Source organism: Streptomyces sp. SP18CS02, assembly GCF_036322365.1.
Lineage (GTDB): Bacteria > Actinomycetota > Actinomycetes > Streptomycetales > Streptomycetaceae > Streptomyces.
In genome coordinates, this window is the sequence record NZ_JAQYXC010000297.1 from 177,623 (window position 1) to 199,481 (window position 21,859).

Annotated in this window: 16 protein-coding genes and 1 pseudogene; 8 read left to right on the plus strand and 9 right to left on the minus strand. The window is 72.1% G+C overall.

The annotated features are described in order from the left end of the window. Positions 1–126 precede the first annotated feature (126 nt). Together treY and glgX are read right to left on the minus strand one after the other, a co-directional pair. Positions 127–2,460: a malto-oligosyltrehalose synthase gene (treY, locus tag PUR26_RS29520; RefSeq protein ID WP_329877013.1), complete on the minus strand. Its 2,334-nt coding sequence runs from the start codon at positions 2,458–2,460 to the stop codon at positions 127–129. A gap of 271 nt (positions 2,461–2,731) precedes the next feature. Further along, positions 2,732–4,855, minus strand: coding sequence for a glycogen debranching protein GlgX (gene glgX, locus PUR26_RS29525; protein ID WP_329877015.1), 2,124 nt, complete (start codon positions 4,853–4,855; stop codon positions 2,732–2,734). A 587-nt stretch (positions 4,856–5,442) separates the two neighbouring features. Between glgX and PUR26_RS29530 the strand changes: the two genes are divergently transcribed. Both PUR26_RS29530 and PUR26_RS29535 read left to right on the plus strand, forming a co-directional pair. Then, the gene (locus PUR26_RS29530) at positions 5,443–6,684 is read left to right on the plus strand and encodes an SAV2148 family HEPN domain-containing protein (RefSeq protein ID WP_329877017.1); all 1,242 of its coding nucleotides are present in this window, start codon (positions 5,443–5,445) and stop codon (positions 6,682–6,684) included. 130 nt (positions 6,685–6,814) lie between these two features. Then, complete coding sequence (locus PUR26_RS29535) at positions 6,815–7,537, plus strand: exonuclease domain-containing protein (RefSeq protein ID WP_329877019.1); 723 nt, start codon at positions 6,815–6,817, stop codon at positions 7,535–7,537. Positions 7,538–7,610: 73 nt separating this feature from the next. Here PUR26_RS29535 and PUR26_RS29540 read toward each other — a convergent pair whose 3' ends face one another. Further along, positions 7,611–8,474: an alpha/beta fold hydrolase gene (locus PUR26_RS29540; protein ID WP_329877021.1), complete on the minus strand. Its 864-nt coding sequence runs from the start codon at positions 8,472–8,474 to the stop codon at positions 7,611–7,613. A gap of 64 nt (positions 8,475–8,538) precedes the next feature. After that, positions 8,539–9,390: a phosphotransferase enzyme family protein gene (locus PUR26_RS29545; RefSeq protein ID WP_329877023.1), complete on the minus strand. Its 852-nt coding sequence runs from the start codon at positions 9,388–9,390 to the stop codon at positions 8,539–8,541. Between the two features lie 131 nt (positions 9,391–9,521). Between PUR26_RS29545 and PUR26_RS29550 the strand changes: the two genes are divergently transcribed. The 6 genes and pseudogenes from PUR26_RS29550 (at position 9,522) to PUR26_RS29575 (ending at position 16,196) form a co-directional block, all read left to right on the plus strand. Further along, positions 9,522–10,451 carry a carbohydrate ABC transporter permease gene (locus tag PUR26_RS29550; protein ID WP_329877025.1) on the plus strand — a complete coding sequence of 310 codons (930 nt, stop codon included), beginning with the start codon at positions 9,522–9,524 and terminating at the stop codon, positions 10,449–10,451. Further along, entirely contained in the window at positions 10,448–11,299 is an 852-nt protein-coding gene (locus PUR26_RS29555; protein ID WP_329877027.1) for a carbohydrate ABC transporter permease, read from the plus strand. The genes PUR26_RS29550 and PUR26_RS29555 overlap by 4 nt, the downstream gene beginning before the upstream one ends. Continuing rightward, a complete protein-coding gene (locus PUR26_RS29560; RefSeq protein ID WP_329877029.1) occupies positions 11,299–12,612 on the plus strand; it encodes an ABC transporter substrate-binding protein in 1,314 nt (437 codons plus the stop codon). The genes PUR26_RS29555 and PUR26_RS29560 overlap by 1 nt, the downstream gene beginning before the upstream one ends. Positions 12,613–12,624: 12 nt before the next feature. Then, positions 12,625–13,862: pseudogene (gene mgt, locus PUR26_RS29565) on the plus strand (macrolide-inactivating glycosyltransferase). Positions 13,863–14,365: 503 nt separating this feature from the next. Further along, positions 14,366–15,568 (plus strand): S8 family peptidase, encoded by a 1,203-nt coding sequence (locus PUR26_RS29570; protein ID WP_329877033.1) that lies wholly within the window; start codon positions 14,366–14,368, stop codon positions 15,566–15,568. A gap of 76 nt (positions 15,569–15,644) precedes the next feature. Further along, on the plus strand, positions 15,645–16,196 hold the full coding sequence (locus tag PUR26_RS29575; protein ID WP_329877035.1) for a DUF1697 domain-containing protein: 552 nt from the start codon (positions 15,645–15,647) through the stop codon (positions 16,194–16,196). 441 nt (positions 16,197–16,637) lie between these two features. Here the strand turns inward: PUR26_RS29575 and PUR26_RS29580 are convergent, their stop codons facing one another. The 5 genes from PUR26_RS29580 to PUR26_RS29600 form a co-directional block, all read right to left on the minus strand. Continuing rightward, positions 16,638–17,447 (minus strand): sirohydrochlorin chelatase, encoded by an 810-nt coding sequence (locus tag PUR26_RS29580; protein WP_329877037.1) that lies wholly within the window; start codon positions 17,445–17,447, stop codon positions 16,638–16,640. 10 nt (positions 17,448–17,457) lie between these two features. Next, positions 17,458–18,378 carry an ABC transporter permease gene (locus PUR26_RS29585; protein WP_329877039.1) on the minus strand — a complete coding sequence of 307 codons (921 nt, stop codon included), beginning with the start codon at positions 18,376–18,378 and terminating at the stop codon, positions 17,458–17,460. Continuing rightward, positions 18,365–19,153: an ABC transporter ATP-binding protein gene (locus tag PUR26_RS29590; RefSeq protein ID WP_329877041.1), complete on the minus strand. Its 789-nt coding sequence runs from the start codon at positions 19,151–19,153 to the stop codon at positions 18,365–18,367. Before PUR26_RS29590 ends, PUR26_RS29585 begins: the two co-directional genes overlap by 14 nt. A 43-nt stretch (positions 19,154–19,196) precedes the next feature. Then, positions 19,197–20,309 carry an aliphatic sulfonate ABC transporter substrate-binding protein gene (locus tag PUR26_RS29595; RefSeq protein ID WP_329877043.1) on the minus strand — a complete coding sequence of 371 codons (1,113 nt, stop codon included), beginning with the start codon at positions 20,307–20,309 and terminating at the stop codon, positions 19,197–19,199. A 210-nt stretch (positions 20,310–20,519) separates the two neighbouring features. Next, the gene (locus PUR26_RS29600) at positions 20,520–21,857 is read right to left on the minus strand and encodes a sulfate adenylyltransferase subunit 1 (protein WP_329877045.1); all 1,338 of its coding nucleotides are present in this window, start codon (positions 21,855–21,857) and stop codon (positions 20,520–20,522) included. Between the last annotated feature and the right edge of the window lie 2 nt (positions 21,858–21,859).

The window sequence follows — 21,859 nt, forward strand, 5'->3', positions numbered from 1 at the left end:
TGACCTGGGGACGCCACGAGGACGACGCTGATCCCTCACGCTCCGTCAGGGTCCCAGGGATACGCCCGCGTACCGGGCGGAGATCCGTTCACGGCCCGTACCGCACGACGGTGTGCGGGTGGCCGCTCATTGCGGGCCGTCGCCCGGCACCGGACGGCGGCTCAGCAGAGCGACCGGCCGGCCGGCGAACAGCTCCGTCAACGGCACCGGCTCCCCGCCCGCGAACTCCCGGCCCGGCTCCAGCACGTCGAACCAGCGGCCCTCGGGCAGCGGCAGCCCCGTGTCGCGCCAGCCGCCCGTCTCCGCCAGCCGCAGCGACAGCCGCGTGACCGCCGTGACGGTCTCGCCGGAACGGCTGAAGGCCAGACAGTGCTCGGCGGCCGGGCCGCTCGCGGCCAGCGGCGCGTACGTACCCGAGGCGCCGAACACCTCCGGCCACGCGCGCCGAAGCCGCAGCGCCGCCGTGGTGAGCGCGGTCTTCTCGTCCGGCGGGCCCTGACGGAACGGCGCCCGGTTGTCCGGGTCGACCAGCGCCAGGTACGCGCGCTCCGTCCCCTGGTACAGGTCGGGCACCCCCGGCATGGTCAGCTGGACGAGCGCGGCGCCCAGGACGTTGGCCCGTACGTACGGCTCCAGCTCCCGGGCCAGCAGCCCCACGGTGTACTGCGGCGGTCCGGCCGGTCCCGCGTCCACGAAGGCGGCCACCGCCCGCTCGTACGCCGGGTCCGGTTCCGTCCAGCTGGTGTGCAGACCGGCCTCCCGCACCGATTTCAGCAGCGCAGGCCCCAGCCGCCCGGCGGACGGCGAGCCGAAGCCGAAAGCCGTCTGCCACGCGGTCCACGCCAGCTGCCCGTCGGGGGCGGGCGTCCGGGCGACGTCGTCCAGCAGCTTCGCCCAGCGCTGCGGGCACTCCGAGAGCACGGCGATCCGGGCGCGCACATCGGCGCTGCGTTTGGTGTCGTGGGTGGACAGCACCGTCCCGGTCGTGGGCCGGTCGCGGGCCAGCCGCGCGCAGTACGCGTGGAACTCCGCCGGGCCCACGGCGGGCCTCCCCGGATCGCCGCCCACCTCGTTCGCCGAGATCAGCGGCGTGTACCGGTAGAACGCGGTGTCCTCGACGGACTTGGCGCGCAGCGCCGAGGAGGTCTGGGCGAAGCGCGTACGGAAGGCCGACCGGTCCGGTCCGTCCCCGAGCCGGCCCAGCGCCAGGTCCCGTACGACATCGACGGCCGCGGCCTCCTCCTCGACGGCGAACGTCGCCTTCGCCCGCAGCGCCGCGTCGGGGTGCAGGACCTCCTCCGCGCCGACCCTGTACGGCCGGTACACCGGCACGCGGATCAGCAGCTCGCGGACGGCGGCCCGCAGCGCCCACGGCGCGTGGTCCCGCAGCGAGGGGTCGCCGGCACAGATCCTGCCGGCCGTCCGGGTGAGGAAGGCGACCTCCGCGGCCAGCTCGTGCGTCACCACCTTGTACGCGGCGCGGCGGGCCGTCGCCTCCCAGTAGCCGCCCCGGTCGCCGGCGGGTGCGGCGAACCGGCGGTAGAGCTCGCCCAGTTCCGCCGCGCCCTCCTCGTCGACGAACAGCCCGTCGATCCGGCGGAGGGCGTCGTATCCGGTGGTGCCCGCCACGGGCCACTCCGCGGGCAGCGGCTCGTCCCCGGTGAGGATCTTCTCCACGACGGTCCAGCAGGTACCGCCGGTCGCCCGGTCGAGGTCGCGCAGGTACGCCTCGGGGTCGGCCAGCCCGTCCGGATGATCGATCCGCAGGCCCTCGATCACCCCGTCCCGCACCAGCTCCACGATCTTGCCGTGGGTGGCCGCGAACACCTCCGGGTCCTCGACCCGCACGCCGATCAGGTCGGAGATGGTGAAGAAGCGGCGGTAGTTCAGCTCGGTGCGGGCCAGCCGCCACCAGCCCAGCCGGTACCACTGGGCGTCCAGCAGCTCCGGCAGCGGCAGCCCCTCGGTCCCGGCCCGCAGCGGGAACTCCAGCTCCCCGTGGAGCAGCTTCCCGTCCGCCACGCGCATCCCGTCCAGCTCCTCGCCGATCCGGCCCCCGAGCACCGGCAGCAGGACCTTGCCGCCGCCCGCGGCCCAGTCGATGTCGAACCAGCGGGCGTACGGCGAATCGGGCCCCTCGCGCAGCACCTCCCACAGCGGCCGGTTGTACCGGGGCGCGGCGGCCATGTGGTTGGGCACCAGGTCGACGACCAGGCCGAGGCCGTGCGCGCGGGCGGTGCGGGCCAGCGCCCGCAGGCCCTCCTCGCCGCCCAGCTCCTCGCGCACCCGGCTGTGATCGGTGACGTCGTAGCCGTGCGCCGAGCCGGGGACGGCCTCCAGCACCGGCGACAGATGCAGGTGCGACACTCCGAGGGACGCGAGGTACGGCACCGCTTCCCCGGCGGCCGCGAAGGGGAATTCCGGCTGGATCTGAAGCCGATAGGTGGAGTTGGGCGTCATGCGAACGTACGTACCCGCTCGGAGGCCCTCTCTGTCATTGCTCCATGCGATTTACGCCTCCCGCCATGTTCCGTCCACCCACCACCGCCGGAGCAGCCGGGCCTGCCGGCGGACCGCCGGAACAGGCGGCTCCGACGGCTCCGGCGGTGAGAGGGGCCGCCCGCCCCGCCCCACCGCCGCCCGCCCCGCCTCACCGCCGGCCGGCACCGGCACCGGCACCGGCCGTGCCGCGCCCGCCGGACGCGAGGCGGCGCCCGCGCCCGCCCCCGGCCTACGCCGGGCGGCGCAGGACCGTCATGCTGCGGCCCGGCAGGGTGAGCCGGTCACCCGCCGCGGCCTTCGCGCCCTGCCCGGGCGGCACGCCCTCCGGCAGGGCCGTGTCCACCACCACCTGCCACTGGCGGCCGTGGTTCACCGGGACGACGAAGTCCAGATCCTCCGCGCTCGCGTTGAACATCAGCAGGAAGGAGTCGTCCGCGATCCGTTCCCCGCGCGGTCCCGGTTCGGAGATCGCGCTGCCGTTGAGGAACACCGACATCGCCTTGGCATGCGCGGCCTGCCAGTCCCGGGCCGTCATCGACGCCCCTTCCGGGGTGAACCAGTCGATGTCGGACAGATCGTCGTGCGTGCCCTCCACCGGCCGCCCGTGGAAGAAGCGGCGGCGCCTGAACACGGGGTGGTCGCGCCGCAGCCACACCATCGAGCGGGTGAACTCCAGCAGTGATCCGGCGTCGTCGGAGCCGGGCTCCGGCCAGCGCACCCACGCCACCTCGTTGTCCTGGCAGTACGCGTTGTTGTTGCCGCCCTGGGTGCGCCCGAACTCGTCGCCGTGGCTGAGCATCGGCACCCCTTGCGAGAGCATCAGGGTGGCGATGAAGTTGCGCGTCTGGCGGGCGCGCAGCTCCAGGATCCCCTCGTCCTCCGTCTCGCCCTCGGCGCCGCAGTTCCAGGACCGGTTGTGGCTCTCGCCGTCCCGGTTGTTCTCCCCGTTCGCGTCGTTGTGCTTGTCGTTGTACGAGACGAGGTCGTGCAGCGTGAAGCCGTCGTGGCAGGTCACGAAGTTGACCGACGCCAGCGGCCGCCGGCCGTCGTCCTGGTACAGGTCCGAGGACCCGGTCAGCCGCGAGGCGAACTCGGCCAGCGTCCGGGGCTCACCCCGCCACAGGTCCCTCACGGTGTCGCGGTACATACCGTTCCACTCGGTCCACAGCGGCGGGAAGTTGCCCACCTGGTAGCCGCCCTCGCCGACGTCCCAGGGCTCGGCGATCAGCTTCACCTGGCTCACCACCGGATCCTGCTGCACCAGGTCGAAGAACGACGACAGCCGGTCCACCTCGTGGAACTGACGGGCGAGGGTCGCCGCGAGGTCGAAGCGGAAGCCGTCGACGTGCATCTCGGTCACCCAGTACCGCAGCGAGTCCATGATCAGCTGGAGGACGTGCGGCGAGCGCATCAGCAGCGAGTTCCCGGTGCCGGTGGTGTCCATGTAGTACCGGGGGTTGTCCTCGACGAGCCGGTAGTACGAGGGGTTGTCCAGGCCCCGGAAGGAGAGCGTCGGGCCCAGGTGGTTGCCCTCCGCCGTGTGGTTGTAGACGACGTCCAGGATGACCTCGATGCCGGCCTGGTGCAGGGCCCGCACCGCCGACTTGAACTCCAGCACCTGCTGCCCCCGGTCGCCCCAGGAGGCGTAGGCGTTGTGGGGGGCGAAGAAGCCGATGGTGTTGTAGCCCCAGTAGTTGGCCAGCCCCGAGTCCACCAGCCGGTGGTCGTTGACGAACTGGTGCACCGGCATCAGTTCGAGCGCGGTGACGCCCAGTTCGGTCAGGTGCTCGATGACGGCGGGGTGCGCGAGCCCCGCGTACGTACCGCGCAGTTCCTCCGGCAGGGCCGGATGGAGCATGGTGAGGCCCTTCACATGGGCTTCGTAGATCACCGTCCGGTGGTAGTCGGTGCGCGGGGGACGGTCGTCGCCCCAGTCGAAGTACGGGTTGACCACGACCGAGGTCATCGTGTGCGGCGCCGAGTCGAGGTCGTTGCGGGAATCCGGCTTGCCGAAGTGGTAGCCGTACACCGCCTCGCCCCAGTCGATCGCGCCGGCGACCGCCCGTGCGTAGGGGTCCAGGAGGAGCTTCGCGGAGTTGCAGCGCTGCCCACGCTCCGGCGCGTACGGTCCGTGGACCCTGAACCCGTACCGCTGACCCGGCATCACACCGGGCAGGTACGCGTGCCGCACGAAGGCGTCGGACTCGCGCAGCTCCACCGCGGTCTCGGAGCCGTCGTCATGGAGCAGGCACAGCTCGACTCGGTCGGCGGCCTCGGAGAAGACCGCGAAGTTGGTTCCGGCGCCGTCGTACGTGGCGCCGAGGGGATACGCCTGTCCCGGCCAGACCTGCATAGATAAGACCCTTCCACTTCTGATCCGGCTGCTGGGGGTCACGTGAGCCAGATCCTCCACGAAAGGGGGGCGCCCTCCTAGGACGTCGATCGGTCCTACCGGGTGACCCCAGGGGATAGAGGTGCAAACGTGTACAAGCTAGTCCACCTGCCTCCGGAGAAGGCGATGGTCGGCGGTTCCTGTGGGCTCATGAGGGGTGATTGGCCGGAAATTACCCCCGTCGTGCGGCAATACCGGCCGGATGGCCGTACCCGCCCGGGGAGCGCGGCGGCTCCTGGGTCGCATCTCCTGTGATCAGCACACCGCGGGGGGCGTCCGGTCGCCCGGGTCGACCCCGGGTCGACGGACGTCGCCCGGATCGCCGTGGCCGACGCGCCGCCGGTGCGCCGCTCGGGCCGGCCGGCCGGCGGAGCGGCGCAACCATTATGAATCGGCTCACTCCGGTTGATCCCGGGGCCCGGAACGCCCGGCGGAACGGGACAGGTCGGCGAAGCAGCCTGTGCATCCGGCTGCACCGCCTCCCGCTCCCGGAGTACCCTTCCTTGATCGTTGAAGACGGGCGTCCAGGAGCTGAAGGCGGTGCGCGGGTGAGCTCGGGAGGGCTGGAGCTGCCCCCAGGTGACTCAGGTCATGAGGGGGACTCCACTGACCCCGCTGATGTCCCGCCCGGCGCGGTCTCCCTCGCCCGGCCCATGGAGATCGGTGCGGAACTGGACTGGGGCGCGGAAGCCTGGAGCGAGGTGCGCACACGCGCCCAGCGGGCGGGCCGGGCCTACATCTGGCTGAATCTGGTCGAACAGCGTCTGCGTGCCGTGGTCGCCGCCGTGCTGCGGCCCATCTACGAGCCGGTGCACGGCGACGAGTGGGTGGTGGCCGCGGCCGGTCCCGCGGGGCAGGAGTGGGTCCAGCGGGCGGTCGCCGTCCGCGAGGTCTCCCGCCGCAAGGGCTACCTCCTCGACCCGGCCGACGACAATGTGCTGAGCTTCCTCACGCTGCCGCAGCTGCGCGAGCTGATGGTCCAGCACTGGCCCTGCTTCGAACCGTACTTCGACGACCGTCGCGAGGTCGAGCTCGCCCTGGACGAGCTGGAGGTCACGCGCAACGTGGTCTCCCGCAACCGGGCGCTCTCGCGCACCGTCCTCGACCAGTCCGAGCGGGCCTCCGCCCGGCTGCTGGAGATCCTGGGCAGCGGCGCCGGGGTGCCCTCCGCGCACCGGCTGCCGGTGGACGCCGTCGAGGACCTGGTCGGCGACCGGTACGCCGACGTCGTCTCCGTGCACCCCGACCGGGTCCGGCTCCAGCGGCAGCTGCCTGCCGAGGACCTCTTCGGCGGGGCCCGGCGCCTCGACGCGATCGGCATAGGACTCAACCTCCTCGTGCAGAACTTCTCCGGACGGCGGCTGGTGCGGCTCGCCGAGTCCGGCTGCCGGATACGGCTGCTGTTCCTCAATCCGGCCAGCAGTGCGGTCAAAAGGCGCGAAAGGGAACTCGGTATTAAAAAGGGCGAACTGAGCCGATCGGTGGAGATGAACATCCTCCATATGCGGCGCGTGCGCTCCCGGCTCCGCGACCCCGGCGCCTTCGAGATCCAGGTCTTCGACGAGACCCCCCGCTTCACCGCCTACCTGGTGGACGGGGACGGCCCCGACGGGGTGGGGGTCGTCCAGTCCTATCTGCGGCGGGCCCGCGGCATGGAGGCACCGGTACTGGTGCTCAGGGGAGGCAGGCGCCCCGTGGTCCGCTCCGGTACGGACAGCGACCACGGCCTCTTCGAGATCTACCGCGAGGAGTTCGAATCGGTGTGGGCCGACTCCCGGCCCGTCTCCTGACACCGATCCCTCCCGGCGCCGCCCCCACTCTCCGGGGCGGCGTTGTCAGTGGTGCGTGGCAGGGTGAAGAACCACAGGGTGAGGACCCACAAGGGGGAGAGCACCACAGCACCGCACAGGAGGGGGCAGCATGAGCTGGCACGGGGAGACACTCGTCGGCTTCGATCTGGAGACGACGGGCACGGAGCCGCTCGAAGCGAGGATCGTCACGGCCGCGGTCGTGGAGGTCCGGGCGCGACGGGTGGTGGCGCGCCGCGACTGGCTGGCCGATCCGGGCATCCGGATCCCCGCGCAGGCGTCGGCCATCCACGGCATCAGCAGTGAGCGGGCGGCGGCCGAGGGCAGGCCCGCCCGGGAGGTCGCCGACGAGCTCGCCGACACCCTCGTCGGGTACTGGACGAGGGGAGTGCCGGTCGTCGCGTACAACGCCGCCTTCGACCTGACGCTGCTGACCGCCGAGTTGCGGCGGCACGCCCTGCCCGCCCTGAGCGAGCGGCTGGGCGGCGCCCCGACCGGCCCCGTCGTCGACCCGTACACGATCGACCGGGCGGTCGATCGCTACCGCCGCGGCAAGCGGAACCTGGAGGCGGTCTGCACGGAGTACGGCGTGGTGCTCGACGGCGCCCACCAGGCCGCCGCCGACGCGCTGGCGGCCGTCCAGGTCGCATGCGCGATAGCCGAGCGGCACGGCGCGGTGGCGGCGCTGACCCCGGGGGAGCTGCACGAGCGGCAGGTCGAGTGGTACGCCGCCTGGGCCGAGGACTTCCAGGGGTTCCTGCGCCGCAAGGGCACACCGGACGCCGTCATAGACCCGGCCTGGCCAGTGCGCGATCTCACCCCGGTGGCGGGCTGAGGTTCGCCGTCCCGGACGGCCCGGCCCCGGCCCGGTCGTGCGCGGAGCGCGCCCGGCGGTTCGCGGCTCCCGGTCAGCCGTTCGCGGAGCCCGCGGTGGTCCCGGCCAGGAAGTCGAGCAGCAGGGTGTTGACCCGATCGGGGGCCTCCAGCTGGAGCCAGTGGCCGCCCTCGACCCGCTCGTACCGCCAGGAGCCCGCCACGTGCTTCTCCGTCCCGGTCATCGACCGCTCGGTGAGGAACCGGTCGTCCGTGCTCCACAGGCCGAGCACCGGACCCGGCAGCGACGGAAGGGGCAGCTCCGGACCGAACAGCACCTCGGAGGGCAGGCCCGTCCGGTACAGCGAGAGAGCGGCGGTGAGCGCGCCCGGCTCCCGCATCCGGGAGACCGCCTCCTCCCGGTCGGGATGCTCGGTGAGCATCTCCCGGAGGTTGGCGAAGTCGTCCCTGCTCAGCCACTCCTCGGCGAGCCCCTCCAGCTGGAACAGCTGGATGTACCAGGAGCGCTGACGCTGCTCCCAGCCCGCCGTCATCAGTGCCCCCAGGTGGCCGACCGACAGCAGGGACAGGCTCCTCACCCGGTCCGGCGCCGTCATGGCCAGCGACTGGACGATGCCGGACCCCCAGTCGTGCCCGACCAGATGGACGCGCGCGAGATCCAGTCGGTCGAGGAGCTCCAGCAGATCGGTGACCGAACGGTCCACGCCGTACGCCCCGGTGCCCTCCGGCCGGCCGGAGGCGCCGAAACCGCGGAGATCCGGCGCGATGGTGCGGTATCCCGCGGCGTTCAGCGCGGGCACCTGATGGCGCCAGCAGGCGTGGGTGTCCGGGAAGCCGTGCACCAGCAGTACCGTGCGGTCCTCCCCGCCGGGGCCCCCGCCCGCGCCGGCCGCGCTGTCCGCGACGGCGAGTGTCACGTCGCCGAGTTCCACACGCATCACAAGGCCCCGTTCTACGGAAGGAGTTCGCCGGAAAGCCGATCCATCATCCCAGAACGTGCGGTCAGAACGGGTACCAGCGAACTTCCGGGTCACCCTCGCGCAGCGAGGCCACCCGGCGGCGGAACTCCGCGAGCGCCTTGGGGTTCACCGGCGCGTGCTGGGCCACCCAGGCACAGCTGGCCGTCTCCCGGGCGCCGCGCAGCACCGCGCAGCCGTCCCACGCGCGCACGTCCCAGCCGTACGCCTCGGTGAACGCGTCGTAGGCCGCCGGGTCGAGGCCGTAACGGTCCCGGGAGAGGGCCAGCACCACCAGGTCGTGCTCGCGCAGGTCGGACGAGAACGTCTCCAGGTCGACCAGGACCGGGCCTTCCGGACCGACGTGCACATTGCGCGGCAGCGCGTCGCCGTGGATCGGTCCGGGTGTCAGCCGCGGGGTGAGTGCCGCGGCGGCCTCGGCGAACCCGTCCCTGCGCTCCCGCAGGTACGCCGCGTCCGCCGGGTCGATCGCGTCGCCCGCGAGCCGCAGCCAGCGCTCGACGCCGCCCAGCAGCTCACGGCGCGGCAGGGCGAACGGCGGCTCCCCGAGGGCGTGCACCCGGCGCAGCAGCGGACCGAGGTCCCGGGGCTCCGTCGGGCGTACCGCCTCGGGCAGCCGGTGCCACACGGTCACCGGGTGGCCGTCCACCAGCCGGGGCCCGGGCTCCGCGGCCCGCACGGCCGGGATGTCCGACTCGGCGAGCCAGGAGGCGATGGCCACCTCCCGTCGGGCCCGCTCCAGCAGCTCGGCGTCGCGGCCGACCTTCACCACCAGGTCTCCGGCGGCGAAGACCGCGTTCTCCCCCAGCGCCAGCAGCGCCGCGCCGCCGTCCAGCCCGGCAGCGGCCAGGATCTCCCGAGCCCGCGCCTCGTCCATCGGGTCCTCCACCCTCCAGTACACCTGTCGATCCGGCAAAGTCTCCCATCCGCGCAGGCCGCCTTGACGAACCCACGGGCCGTCAGGACGATGACGCCAGGCTCGTGCACCTTCGCAAAGGGGGCTGTTCCGTGACATCGGCGACCGCAACGGCGCGGGCCGGGGGGAAGGCCGGCCGGCCGGCCCGGCGGCCGGCCGATCACGGTGCCTGGTTCCTGGTGCTGCCCGCGCTGATCCCGATCCTGGTGCTCAGCGCCGGGCCGCTGCTCTACGGAGCCGCCCTGGCCTTCACGGACGCCCAGTCCGGACGCACTCGCTCCACCCAGTGGATCGGCACCCTCAACTTCCAGGACCTGCTGCACGACACGCTCTTCTGGGACTCGTTCGGCATCGGCCTTCTGTGGGCGGTCGGGGTGACCGTCCCGCAGTTCCTCCTCGCGCTCGGCCTGGCCCTGCTCCTCGACCAGAAGCTGCGCTTCCGCTGGCTGGCGCGGGCTCTGGCGATCATTCCGTGGGCGATGCCGGAGGTGGTCGTCGGCATCATGTGGCGGCTCGTCTACAACCCCGACGCGGGCATCCTCAACGAGTCCGTCCGCGACCTGGGCCTGGGGGAGGGGCGGGCCTGGCTGACCGGGCTGTCCACCGCCCTGCCCGCCGTGATCGTCGTCGCCGTCTGGGCGGGCATGCCGCAGACGACGGTCGCCCTGCTGGCGGGGCTCCAGAACACCCCGCGGGAACTGCACGAGGCCGCGGCCCTGGACGGCGCGGGTGCCTGGCGGCGCTTCCGGACCGTCACCTGGCCCGCCCTGCGGCCGGTCGCCCTCGCCATCACCGCCCTCAACCTCATCTGGAACTTCAACTCCTTCGCCCTGGTCTATGTGCTGACCAGCGGCGGACCCGGTGGCCGCACCCGCCTCCCGATGCTCTTCGCCTACGAAGAGGCCTTCCGCTACGGCCAGTTCGGCTACGCCGCGGCCATGGGCTGTGTGATGGTCGCCGTGATCTCCGTACTTCTCGCCCTCTTCCTGGTGGGCCGGCTGAAGGGGGGCGAGGACCGATGAGCGGCCTGCGAGCCGGCGGACCCGCACGGGCCGGCCGGGCCTGCCAGTACACAGCCCTCGTGCTGAATCTGCTCTTCCTCGCGTTCCCCTTCCTCTGGCTGGTCTCCACCGCCTTCAAGCCGGCCCGCGAGCTGGGTTCCCTCCACCCCACCTGGATCCCCCGGGAGCCCACCCTCGCCAACTTCCGCCAGGCGTTCGACGAGCAGCCGCTGCTCCAGGCGGCCGCCAACAGCCTGCTCGCGGCCGTCGGCGCCGCTCTGATCGCCGTCGTCGTCGCGACCCCGCTGGCCTATGTGATGGCCAGGCGGCGCGGCAGGCTCGCCCGGGCCGCCACCGGCTGGGTCGTGGTCAGCCAGGCGTTCCCCTTCGTCCTGGTGATCATTCCGCTCTTCTTGGTCCTGAAGAACCTCCAGCTGGTCGACACCCTGGCCGGCCTGGTCCTGGTGTACGTCGTGTGGTCGCTGCCGTTCGCGCTCTGGATGCTGGCCGGCTACGTCCGCGCCGTACCGGCCGAACTGGAGGAGGCCGCCGCCGTCGACGGCGCGGGCAGGCTCCGCGTCCTCTTCTCGGTCACCGCGCCGCTGCTGGCACCGGGCATCGTGGCCACCGCGCTCTTCGCCTTCATCACCGCGTGGAACGAGTTCTTCTTCGCGCTCGTCCTGCTCAAGACCCCGGAGAAGCAGACCTTGCCGGTCGTCCTCACCCACTTCCTGGGCGCGGAGGGCGCGGCCGACCTCGGCCCGCTCGCCGCCGCCGCGTTCCTCGCCACTCTCCCCTCGCTCGTCGTCTTCGCGCTCATCCAGAAGCGGATCACGGGCGGCATGCTGGCCGGGGCGGTGAAGTCCTGATGCGGGTTGGCCTGCCGGTCGCCCTGGCCGCCGCGCTCGCCCTGATGGCGGCCGGCTGTTCGGCCGGTACCGACGACGAAGCGGACCGCGGCCGCCGCTCCGGCCGGACGATCGAGCTCCGCTTCCAGTCGCCGGCCTGGCAGAAGGAGTCCGTCGACGCGAACAAGGAGCTGGTGGCGGAGTGGAACGCCGCCCACCCGGACGTCCAGGTGCGTTACGTGCAGGTCGGCTGGGACAGCCTCCACGACCAGCTGCTCACCTCCTTCGAGGGCGGTGAGGCGCCGGACGTCATCCACGACGCCTCCGACGACCTGGCCGACTTCGCCTACGGCGGGTACCTCGCCGATCTGCGCGGGCTGCTGCCCGCCCGGCTGAAGAGGGACATCCCCGCGGGGAGCTGGGGGACCACCACCTTCGGCGAGGGCGTGTACGGGGTGCCGTTCCTCCAGGAGCCACGCGTGATCATGGCCAACAGGAAGGTCCTGGAAGCTTCCGGCGTCCGGATCCCCACCCCCGCCCGACCGTGGAGCTGGGCCGAGTTCCGCCAGGTGTCCAAGGAGCTGACGGCGGCCATGGGGAAGGGGAGGTACGCCGTGGCCTGGCCGCTGAAGGAGCCCGTCTCCGTCTCCCTCAACCTGGGGCTGTCGGCGGGTGGACGCCTCTTCCACCGGGACGCCGACGGCAAGGCGCGGATCCGCTTCACCGAGGGGGACGGCGTCGTCCCCGGTACCGTCCGCGCCCAGATCAACGAGGACGGCAGCGCGCCCCGCTCCACGCTCGGGATGGGGGGCTCGGACACCCTGCCCGGCTTCTTCGGCGGCAAGTACGCGATGGTCCCGCTGGGCTTCTCCTACCGTCAGCAGATCGTCCAGCAGGCGCCCGAGGGGTTCGAGTGGATGGTGCTGCCGGCGCCGGCGGGGACGGAGGGCGCCGCGCAGGGGGTGAGCCCGCAGACCCTGTCGATCGCGCAGGACAGCCCGTACAAGCAGGAGGCCGCGCGGTTCATCGACTTCCTCCTCCAGCCCCGCAACATGGTGCGGCTCGCACGGGGCGACTGGATGCTGCCCACGGGCACCGAGGCGCTGAAGGATCCGTCCCTGCGCACGGACGAGGACGGCTGGGCCACCGGTGCGGCGCTCGCCGGCGGCCTGCGGTCCGCTCCCGCGCAGTCCGTGCGCGGCTATCCGGAGTGGAAGGACAAGGTCGCCACCCCGGCCCTCCAGGAGTACTACAGCGGTGCCATCGACGCCGACGAACTGGCCCGGCGGCTGGTGAAGGACGGGAACCTGGTGCTGGCGCGCTATCAGCGCTGAACGCGGCAGAGGTTGCACGAGACGTATCGTCTCGTTAAGGTCGCGGTATGCCGACAGCAGACCGTGCCCACATCGCCATGTTCTCCATCGCCGCCCACGGACACGTGAACCCGAGCCTGGAAGTCATCCGGGAGCTCGTCGCCCGTGGACATCGCGTCAGCTACGCGATTCCCGCCTCCTTTGCGGACAAGGTCGCCGCCACCGGCGCGCGACCGGTCGTCTACCGCTCGACGCTCCCGACGGACGACGACCCGGAGGCCTGGGGGAGTGAACTCATCGACAATCTGGAGCCGTTCCTCGACGACGCCATCCAGGTGCTGCCCCAGCTGGCGGCGGCGTTCGAGGGGGACCGGCCCGACCTCGTCATCCATGACATCACCGCCTACCCGGCCATGGTCCTCGCCCACCGCTGGGGCGTCCCCGCCGTCTCGCTCTCCCCGAACCTGGTCGCCTGGGAGGGGTACGAGGAGGAGGTCTCCGAGCCGATGACGGCCGAGCTGAAGGCGTCCGAGCGCGGCCGGGCGTACTACAGCCGCTTCACCGGCTGGCTCGCCGAGAACGGCATCGAGGTCCATCCCGACCGGTTCGTCGGCAGGCCGCGCCGCAGCGTCGTCCTCATCCCCCGGGCGCTCCAGCCGCATGCCGACCGCGTCGACGAGTCGACGTACACCTTTGTCGGTGCCTGCCAGGCGGAAACCGGCGACCGGGAGGAGTGGCGGCGCCCGGAGGGAGCGGAGCGCGTCCTGCTCGTCTCGCTCGGCTCGACGTTCACCAAGCAGCCGGAGTTCTACCGTGCCTGCGTGCGGGCGTTCGGCGACCTGCCCGGCTGGCACGTCGTCCTCCAGATCGGCCGGTACGTCGATCCGGCCGAGCTCGGGGAGGTGCCCGCCAACATCGAGGTGCACAGCTGGGTGCCGCAGCGGTCGATCCTGCGTCAGGCCGACGCCTTCATCACCCACGCGGGCGCCGGCGGCAGCCAGGAGGGCCTGGCCACCGCCACGCCGATGGTCGCGGTCCCGCAGGCCGTCGACCAGTTCGGCAACGCCGACATGCTGGCCTCCCTCGGCGTGGCCCGTCACCTCCCGATGGCCGAGGTCACGGCGCAGGCGCTGCGGACGGCCGTGCTGGAACTGGCGGACGACCCGGAGGTGGCCCGGCGGGCGGTGGAGATCCAGCTGGCGATGGCCGACGAGGGCGGTACGAAGCGGGCGGCGGACCTCATCGAGGCGGAGCTCCCGAAGGTCTCGTGAGGTCACCGACGGCACGTCGCACCCGCCGCCGGCCCATCGCGCGGGCGGCGGCTCGACGTCGGGCCGGCTGACGCCGCGCCTGTCCGCGCCGCTCGTCCGTACACATCCGATCGGTGCTCGCGCCGGACCCCTCGCCCGGTTCGTCCACCTCGGTGGCGCGATTCGTATCCCGAGGGTCGGTATCAGGACAGTACTGCCCCCGGAATCCGGCTTGTTGGGGTCATTCACGCTCCTTCCGTGCCGTCCGTGGGCACGGGAGGAGGGCACGCTCCCACCCCATCCGCCCCGGCTGCCCCCGCCGTTCGTGCCCCACTCCCGGACGGGTGATGTCCGGCATGCCCGGGCGTGGCCGATTTCTTATTACGAAACCTTGTTGAGTAAGTCACAGGTGCATGTAGCCCTTGATCTGCGCGCGTCAATCGGTCAGGGTTTCGAACCAGCCCCGGAAGATCTTCCGTCCGGTGCGAATCCCCCCACAAATGCTGACGAGGAGATCCCTCTTCATGGCAATTCACGCAACTCGTAAGCGCGCACGCGGCATCAGGCTCGCGGCGGCCACAGCGGCCGTCGCCGGAGTGACCGCACTCGGCACGTCCTATGCCGGCGCCGCCCCCGCTCCCGCGGAGGGCACCGTGTACGGACTCGGCGCCGAGGGCGCCGTGTCGGGAAGCTACATCGTCCTGCTGGACGAGAAGGCCGACAAGAAGGAGCTGGCCGAGGAGTACGGCGGCAAGCTCCAGCGTAACTACACCTCGGCCGTCAACGGCTTCTCCGCCAGCGGACTTTCGCAGACCGAGGCCAAGCGCCTCGCGGCCGACCCGGCCGTGGACAAGGTCGTCCAGAACAAGAAGTTCTCCATCAACGCCACCCAGGAGAACCCGCCGTCCTGGGGCCTCGACCGGATCGACCAGGCCGACACGGCCGGAGACACCGCGTACGCCTACCCGGACGGCGCGGGCGAGGGCGTCACCGCGTACGTCATCGACACCGGCGTCCGGGTCACGCACAAGGACTTCGCGGGCCGGGCCACCTCCGGATTCGACGCCGTCGACAACGACGGCAACGCCGACGACGGCAACGGCCACGGCACGCACGTCGCCGGAACCATCGCCGGCACCGCGCACGGTGTGGCCAAGAAGGCGAAGATCGTCGCGGTGCGCGTCCTCGATGACAACGGTTCGGGCACCACCGAACAGGTCGTGGCCGGAATCGACTGGGTCACCAAGAACCACCAGGGCCCGTCGGTCGCCAACATGAGCCTGGGCGGCGGCGCCGACCCGGCGCTCGACGAGGCGGTGCGCAAGGCCATAGCCTCCGGCGTCACCTTCGGTGTCGCCGCCGGCAACGAGTCCGCCGACGCCGGACAGGGCTCGCCGTCCCGCGTCCAGGAGGCCATCACCGTCGCCTCCTCGACCAAGGACGACCAGCAGTCCGACTTCTCCAACTTCGGCGCCGTCGTGGACATCTACGCCCCGGGCTCCGACATCACCTCGACCTGGAACGACAGCGACGAGGGCACCAAGACCATCTCCGGCACCTCCATGGCGACACCCCATGTCGTCGGCGCCGCCGCGGTCTACCTGGCCGGCCACCAGGACGCCACCCCGGAACAGGTCGCCAAGGCGCTCACCGACGGCGCCACGGCCGACAAGATCTCCAACCCCTCCGCGGGCACGGTGAACAAGCTGCTGAAGGTCGTCGAGTAACACCCTGAAGGCCACCCGGTCCGACGGCCGCCGCGCCCTCCCCCACGGGGCGCGGCGGTCGTCCTATGGTGTGACCATGCCGAAGAGATACGCCGCCCTGCTGCGCGGGATCAATGTCAGCGGTCATCGCAAGGTCCCCATGGCGGAGCTGCGCACGCTGCTGACCGAGCTCGGGCACGGCGACGTACGGACCTGGCTGCAGAGCGGCAACGCGGTCTTCACCAGCGGGTCCGGCGCCGACGAGAACGAGCTGGCCGTGGCACTGGAGGCGGCCCTCGAGAAGCACTTCGGTTTCCGGGTCGACTGCCTGGTCCGCAGCGGCGGCTATCTGCGGGCCGTCGCCGACGCCTGCCCCTTCCCCGCCGCCGAGCTGGAGGGCAGACAGCTCCATGTCACCTTCTTCTCCGCGCCCGTCGACGAGGACCGGTTCGCAGCCCTCGACCGGCCCGCCTTCCTCCCGGAGGAGTTCCGGCTCGGTGACCGGGCGCTGTACCTGTACGCCCCGGACGGCCTGGGCCGCTCCCGGCTCGCCGAGGCACTGGGCCGGCCCGCCCTGGTGAAGGGCCTCGTCGGCACCAGCCGCAACTGGAACACCGTCGTCAAGCTGGTGGAAATGGCCGACGGCTGAGGCCGACGACGCCGTCGCGGACCTCCGGACAGGGCGAACCGCGCCCGGATGACCCGGCGGTCCGCACCGCGCCCGAGCTCTTCGCGGCGCCGCGGCGTGCGGGGCCCCACGAGTCCGGCGCCCCGGGCCGCCGCCGGGCCCGGATCCCGCTGATCGCCGCGATCACCTCACCGACACCCGACACCCCGACACCCCGACGCCCCGGCCGCCCGCCCACCCGGGCACGCGCGGCACGCGGCTCGCCGAGGACGTGGTGCGCCCGGCCTGCGGGACCGGGTCCGACGGGCGCCGCCCCCACCGCAACCCGCCGTGGCGCGGAACCGGGCGTGACCGGCTGCTCTCCTCCTGCCGGGGAACCCCTTCGCGGGCGAGGGCCTCCGCGCAGTCCCTCCCGTCCGACGCGGGCCCGGGGACGGCACCGCGCCGGCGGGGGCCGCGGCCCTACGCGGCCGCGGCGGCGTGCCGGGCCGTGCGCGCCCCGGCGCGCGCCTCGTCGTAGCGCGCCAGCAGCAGACGGGCCAGCTCCGGCGCCGGGCCCAGCACATCGGCCAGCACGTCCGCCTCCTCCGAGCCCCGCACGATGCGGTCCGGCAGACGACCGGGGGCGATCACGTACGGGGCGACCGCCACCCGGCCCACCCCCCGTGACCGCAGGGCCGCCACCGCGTCCTCGGTGCGCCCATAGCCCTCGGCGGATACGGCGGAGGCGAACGCAGGCCGCACGGCGCACCAACCGGCGTGCCGCAGCTCCCGCGCCATTTCAGCGATCACTGCGATCGCCTCCGGGTCCGTGGAGCCCGCCGAGGCCAGGACGACCCCGGTCGAGCGCTTGTCGCCGGGCGTCAGCCCGGCCTCGTACAACCGTCGCTCCACCGCCGCCACCAGCAACGGCGACGGCCCGAGTACCTCCGCCTGCCGGACCCGCAGGGACGGCGGCGCCTGCCGCAGCACGGCCGGGATGTCCGCCTTGGCGTGGAAGGCGCGGGTCAGCAACAGCGGCAGCGCGATCACCTCGCGCACCCCCTCCGCCGCGAGACGCTCCAGGACACCGGGGACGGACGGGACGTCGAAGTCCAGGAACGCCGTCTCCAGCCGCAGGTCCGGGCGCAGCCCGCCCGCCCGCCGCACCAGGGCGTGGACGGTCGCGGCGTGCCGCGGATCGCGGCTGCCGTGGGCGATGACGAGAAGGACGGGCGCGAGGCGCTTCCTCGCCAGGGCGGTGGCGGGCGACGGGAGGGCGGGACGGTTCATGACGGAACGCTCAGCTCTTGACGAGGAGACCGCGACGGCGCAGGACCGTGCGCTCCAGGGGGCTGAAGATCAACAGGTCGATGGCGATGCCGACGAGCAGGATCAGCAGGATCGCCAGGAAGATGCCGGGCATGTCGATGTTGTTGCGGCCGTTCTCCAGCAGTTGCCCGAGCCCCAGGCCCAGTTCGGGAGAGGAGGCGATGATCTCGGCGGCCATCAGCGAACGCCACGAGAACGCCCAGCCCTGCTTCAGCCCCGCGAGGTACCCCGGCAGCGCGGCGGGCATCACGACGTGCCAGGCCCCCCGCAGACCGGTCGCGCCGAGCGTCCGGCCGGCCCGCAGGAACAGCGGCGGGATCTGGTCCACGCCGGACACCAGGCCGTTGGCGATCGACGGCACGGCACCGAGCAGGATCACCGCGTACATCATCGAGTCGTCCAGACCCAGCCACAGGACGGCCGGCGCCACCCAGGCGACCGACGGAAGCGACTGGAGCCCCGACAGGATGGGGCCGATCGCCGCCCGGACGAACTTCACCCGGGCCACCAGCAGCCCCAGCGGCGTACCGATGGCCAGTGCCATCAGGAAACCGAACAGGGCTCGGGACACGCTGGTCCACAGCACGTCCAGGAGCGTGCCCTCCAGCCACATGGTGGAAAGGCTGTCCCACACGGCGGCCGGCGGCGGAAGCTTGTACTCGTCGGTGACCTTCGCCCAGACCAGCAGCTGCCACACGGCCAGCACCAGGGCGACGGCGACCAGCGGTGGCAGGACCTTCTTGACCAGGACCTCCCGCACCGGCGTCCGGCGCAACTGCACCGCGTCCAGCGCGTCCAGCCCCGCCTCCAGGCCGGCCAGGTCGTCCGTCTTCGCGGTGGCCCCGGTCGCCGTCTCGGCGGTGGCCCCGGTCGTCGTCTCAGTGCTGGCCATGGCGGCGGATCTCCCCACGCAGTTCTTCGGTGATCTCAAGGGACAGTTCCGCGACGGCGGCGTCCTCGATGCGGCGCGGCTGCGGGATGCCGATGGTCCACTCCCGGGCGATCCGCCCCGGCCGGGAGGACAGCAGCACCACCCGCTCGGCCAGCCGTACGGCCTCGCGCACGTTGTGCGTGACGAACAGCACCGACACCCGCGTCTCGCTCCAGATGCGCGTCAGCTCGTCGTGCAGCACGTCACGGGTGATCGCGTCCAGCGCCGCGAACGGCTCGTCCATCAGCAGCAGGTCGCTGTCCTGGGCCAGCGCCCGCGCCAGGGCCACGCGCTGGCGCATACCACCGGACAGCTCGTGCACCCGCTTGCCATAGGCGCCGCCGAGCCGTACCAGCTCCAGCAGCCGCTCCGCCTCGCCCCGCCGCTCCTGCTTCGGCACGCCGCGCAGCCGCAGCGCCAGCTCGATGTTCCTTCCGGCGGTCAGCCACGGGAACAGCGCGTGCTCCTGGAACATCAGCGCCGGCCGGCCGCCGGGGGTGTCGATGGACCCCGCGGTCGGCCGGTCGAGCCCCGCCACCAGGTTGAGGAGCGTGGACTTGCCGCACCCCGAGGCCCCCAGGAGGGTGACGAACTCGCCCGGAGCGACATCGAGCGATATGTCGTCCAGTACGAGCTGCTGTGCGGTCGGACCGCCGAAGGACTTCGAGACGTGCTCGATACGGGCCGCGTGGCTCACCGCGACACGGTCCTCGGCCTTGGCGAAGGTCGTGGCCATGGTCGTCACCTCCTGGGAACGGGGATCTGGGCTGCTGCGAGGGTTACTTGACGCCGAGACCGGCGTCGGCGACCTCGGGCTTGCCCTCGGCCTTCAGGACCTTGTTGAGCGGCGCCAGGTCGTAGATGCCCTTCAGGTCGGGCTTCTCCAGGAGGCCGGCGGCCACCGCGTGATCGGCCTGCGCCTGGAGCGTCGCCGCCAGCGGGTCGTCCACGAACCGGATCGACGGCCACGCCGGGTCGATCACCTTGTCGCCCAGCGGCTTGCCGGTGAGCGCCGCCAGCTTGGCGTTGGCCGAGTCCTTCGCCTTCTCCGGGTTGGCGTTGATCCACGCGTTGGTCTTCACCGAACCGCGCAGTACCGCCTCGACGACGTCCGGGTGCTCCTTGAGGAACTTCTGCGACACGATGATGTTCGTGATCACGAACTTCTTGTCCGGCCACAGCGTCGACTCGTCCAGGAGCACCTTGGCACCCTCGCTGACGAGCTTCGACGCGGTCGGCTCGGGGACCCACGCCCCGTCGATGGAACCGGACTTGTAGGCGTCCGGGGCGATCTTGTTCTCGGTGCGGACCACGGAGACATCGCCCTTGCCGCTCTGGGCGTCGACCTTCCAGCCCCGCTCCTTGATCCAGTTGAGGAACGCGACGTCCTGGGTGTTGCCGTGCTGCGGGGTGGCGATCTTCTTGCCCTTGAGGTCGTCCAGGGTCTTGATCCTGTCCGGGTTCACGACCAGCTTCACGCCACCGGACGCGGATCCGCCGACGATCCGCAGGTTCTTGCCCTTGGACTTGACGTAGCCGTTGATCGCGGGGGACGGGCCGATGAAGCCGATGTCGATCGAGTCGGCGTTGAGCGCCTCGATCTCGGACGGGCCGGCGTTGAAGGTGGACACCTTCAGAGCGGTGCCGCCCAGTTCCTTCTGGATGATGCCTTCCTGGTCACCCACCAGGGCGGTGGCGTGGGTGAGGTTGGGGAAGTACCCGAGCCTCACCTGGTCGGCGGAGAGCTTCTCACCCTCGGCCGCCACCTTCTTCTCGTCGTTCGCGGACTTGGAGCCGTAGCCGCACGAGGCGAGGGCGCCGATCAACAGCGGCAGGGCGGCGGCGGCGGCGAGGCCGCGGCGCGCGGTGGTCGTGCGGAAGGAGGCAGGCACGGGAGGGGGTCCTCTCGTCGGCCCGGTACTCACGGCCCCCTGAGTGTCAGGGGCGTGGCCGGGAAGTCGGCAGATGTGTGTCTTCGGCGGTGCGGAAGCGGGCGGACGCGGTTCAGCGGGCACATCGCGCGACCCCCCCGGTCCCCGCGCCGAGGGCGCCGCTGCCGACCCGGCCGCCCTCCTTCGCGAACGTGGCGTAGGCGTCGATCATCAGAAGTCCCAGCCTTCGTCGTCCTGCGCCGTCACGGCCTTCGCCGAGGCGAAGGAGTCACCCGCCATGCCCGCGGCCAGCGTGGTGCCGTCCGCCGGGTCGATGAGCAGGAACGAGCCGGTCCGGCGGGAGTCCGCGTAGGCGTCCAGCGCCAGCGGCTCGGCGGTACGCACCACGACCCGGCCGATGTCGTTCGCCACCAGCTGCCCGGGCGCCGGGTGCTGGGACAGGTCGTCCAGGGTGAGCCGGGACGGAATGTCCTTGACGATCGCCTTGACCGTACGGGTGGTGTGCTTGAGCAGCACCCGCTGCCCGACGGCGAGCGGCTGGTCCGCCACGTGGCAGACGGTCGCCTCGACGTCCTGCGTGGTCCGCGGAGCCGACGCGCTCGGCGCGATCAGGTCACCGCGGGAGATGTCCACGTCGTCCGCCAGCCGGACGGTGACCGACTGCGGCGCCCAGGCGATGTCCACCGAGTTCCCCAGCGCGTCGATGCCGGCGATGGTCGACGTACGGCCCGAGGGCAGCACGGTCACGGCCTCGCCGACGCGCAGCGCGCCCGAGGCGATCTGGCCGGCGTAGCCCCGGTAGTCGGGGTGCTCGGCGGTCTGCGGGCGGATCACGTACTGGACCGGGAAGCGGGCCGGGCAGTCGGTGAGGTCGTGGCTGACCGGAACGGTCTCCAGGTGCTCCAGCACGGTGGGGCCGCCGTACCAGTCCATGTGCGCGGACGGTTCCACGACGTTGTCGCCGGCCAGCGCGGAGATCGGGATCGCGGTGATCTCCGGGACGCCGAGCTCGGAGGCGTACGTCGTGAACTCCTCGGCGATCCGGGCGAAGACCGGCTCCGCGTACTCGACGAGGTCCATCTTGTTCACGGCCAGCACCACGTGCGGCACGCGCAGCAGGGCGGCGACCGCGGCGTGCCGGCGGGTCTGCTCGACGACTCCGTTGCGGGCGTCGACCAGGACCACGGCCAGCTCGGCCGTCGAGGCGCCCGTGACCATGTTGCGGGTGTACTGCACGTGCCCGGGGGTGTCCGCCAGGATGAACCGGCGCCGGGGAGTGGCGAAGTAGCGGTAGGCGACGTCGATGGTGATGCCCTGCTCCCGCTCGGCGCGGAGGCCGTCGGTGAGCAGCGCCAGGTCGGGGGCCTCCTGGCCGCGGGAGCGGGAGGCGTGCTCGACGGCCTCCAGCTGGTCGGTCAGCACCGACTTGGAGTCGTGCAGCAGCCGGCCCACCAGTGTGGACTTGCCGTCGTCGACGGACCCGGCGGTGGCGAAGCGCAGCAGGGTGGTGGCCGAGAGCCCGGAGAGTTGCTCGGTGGTGGTGGACATCT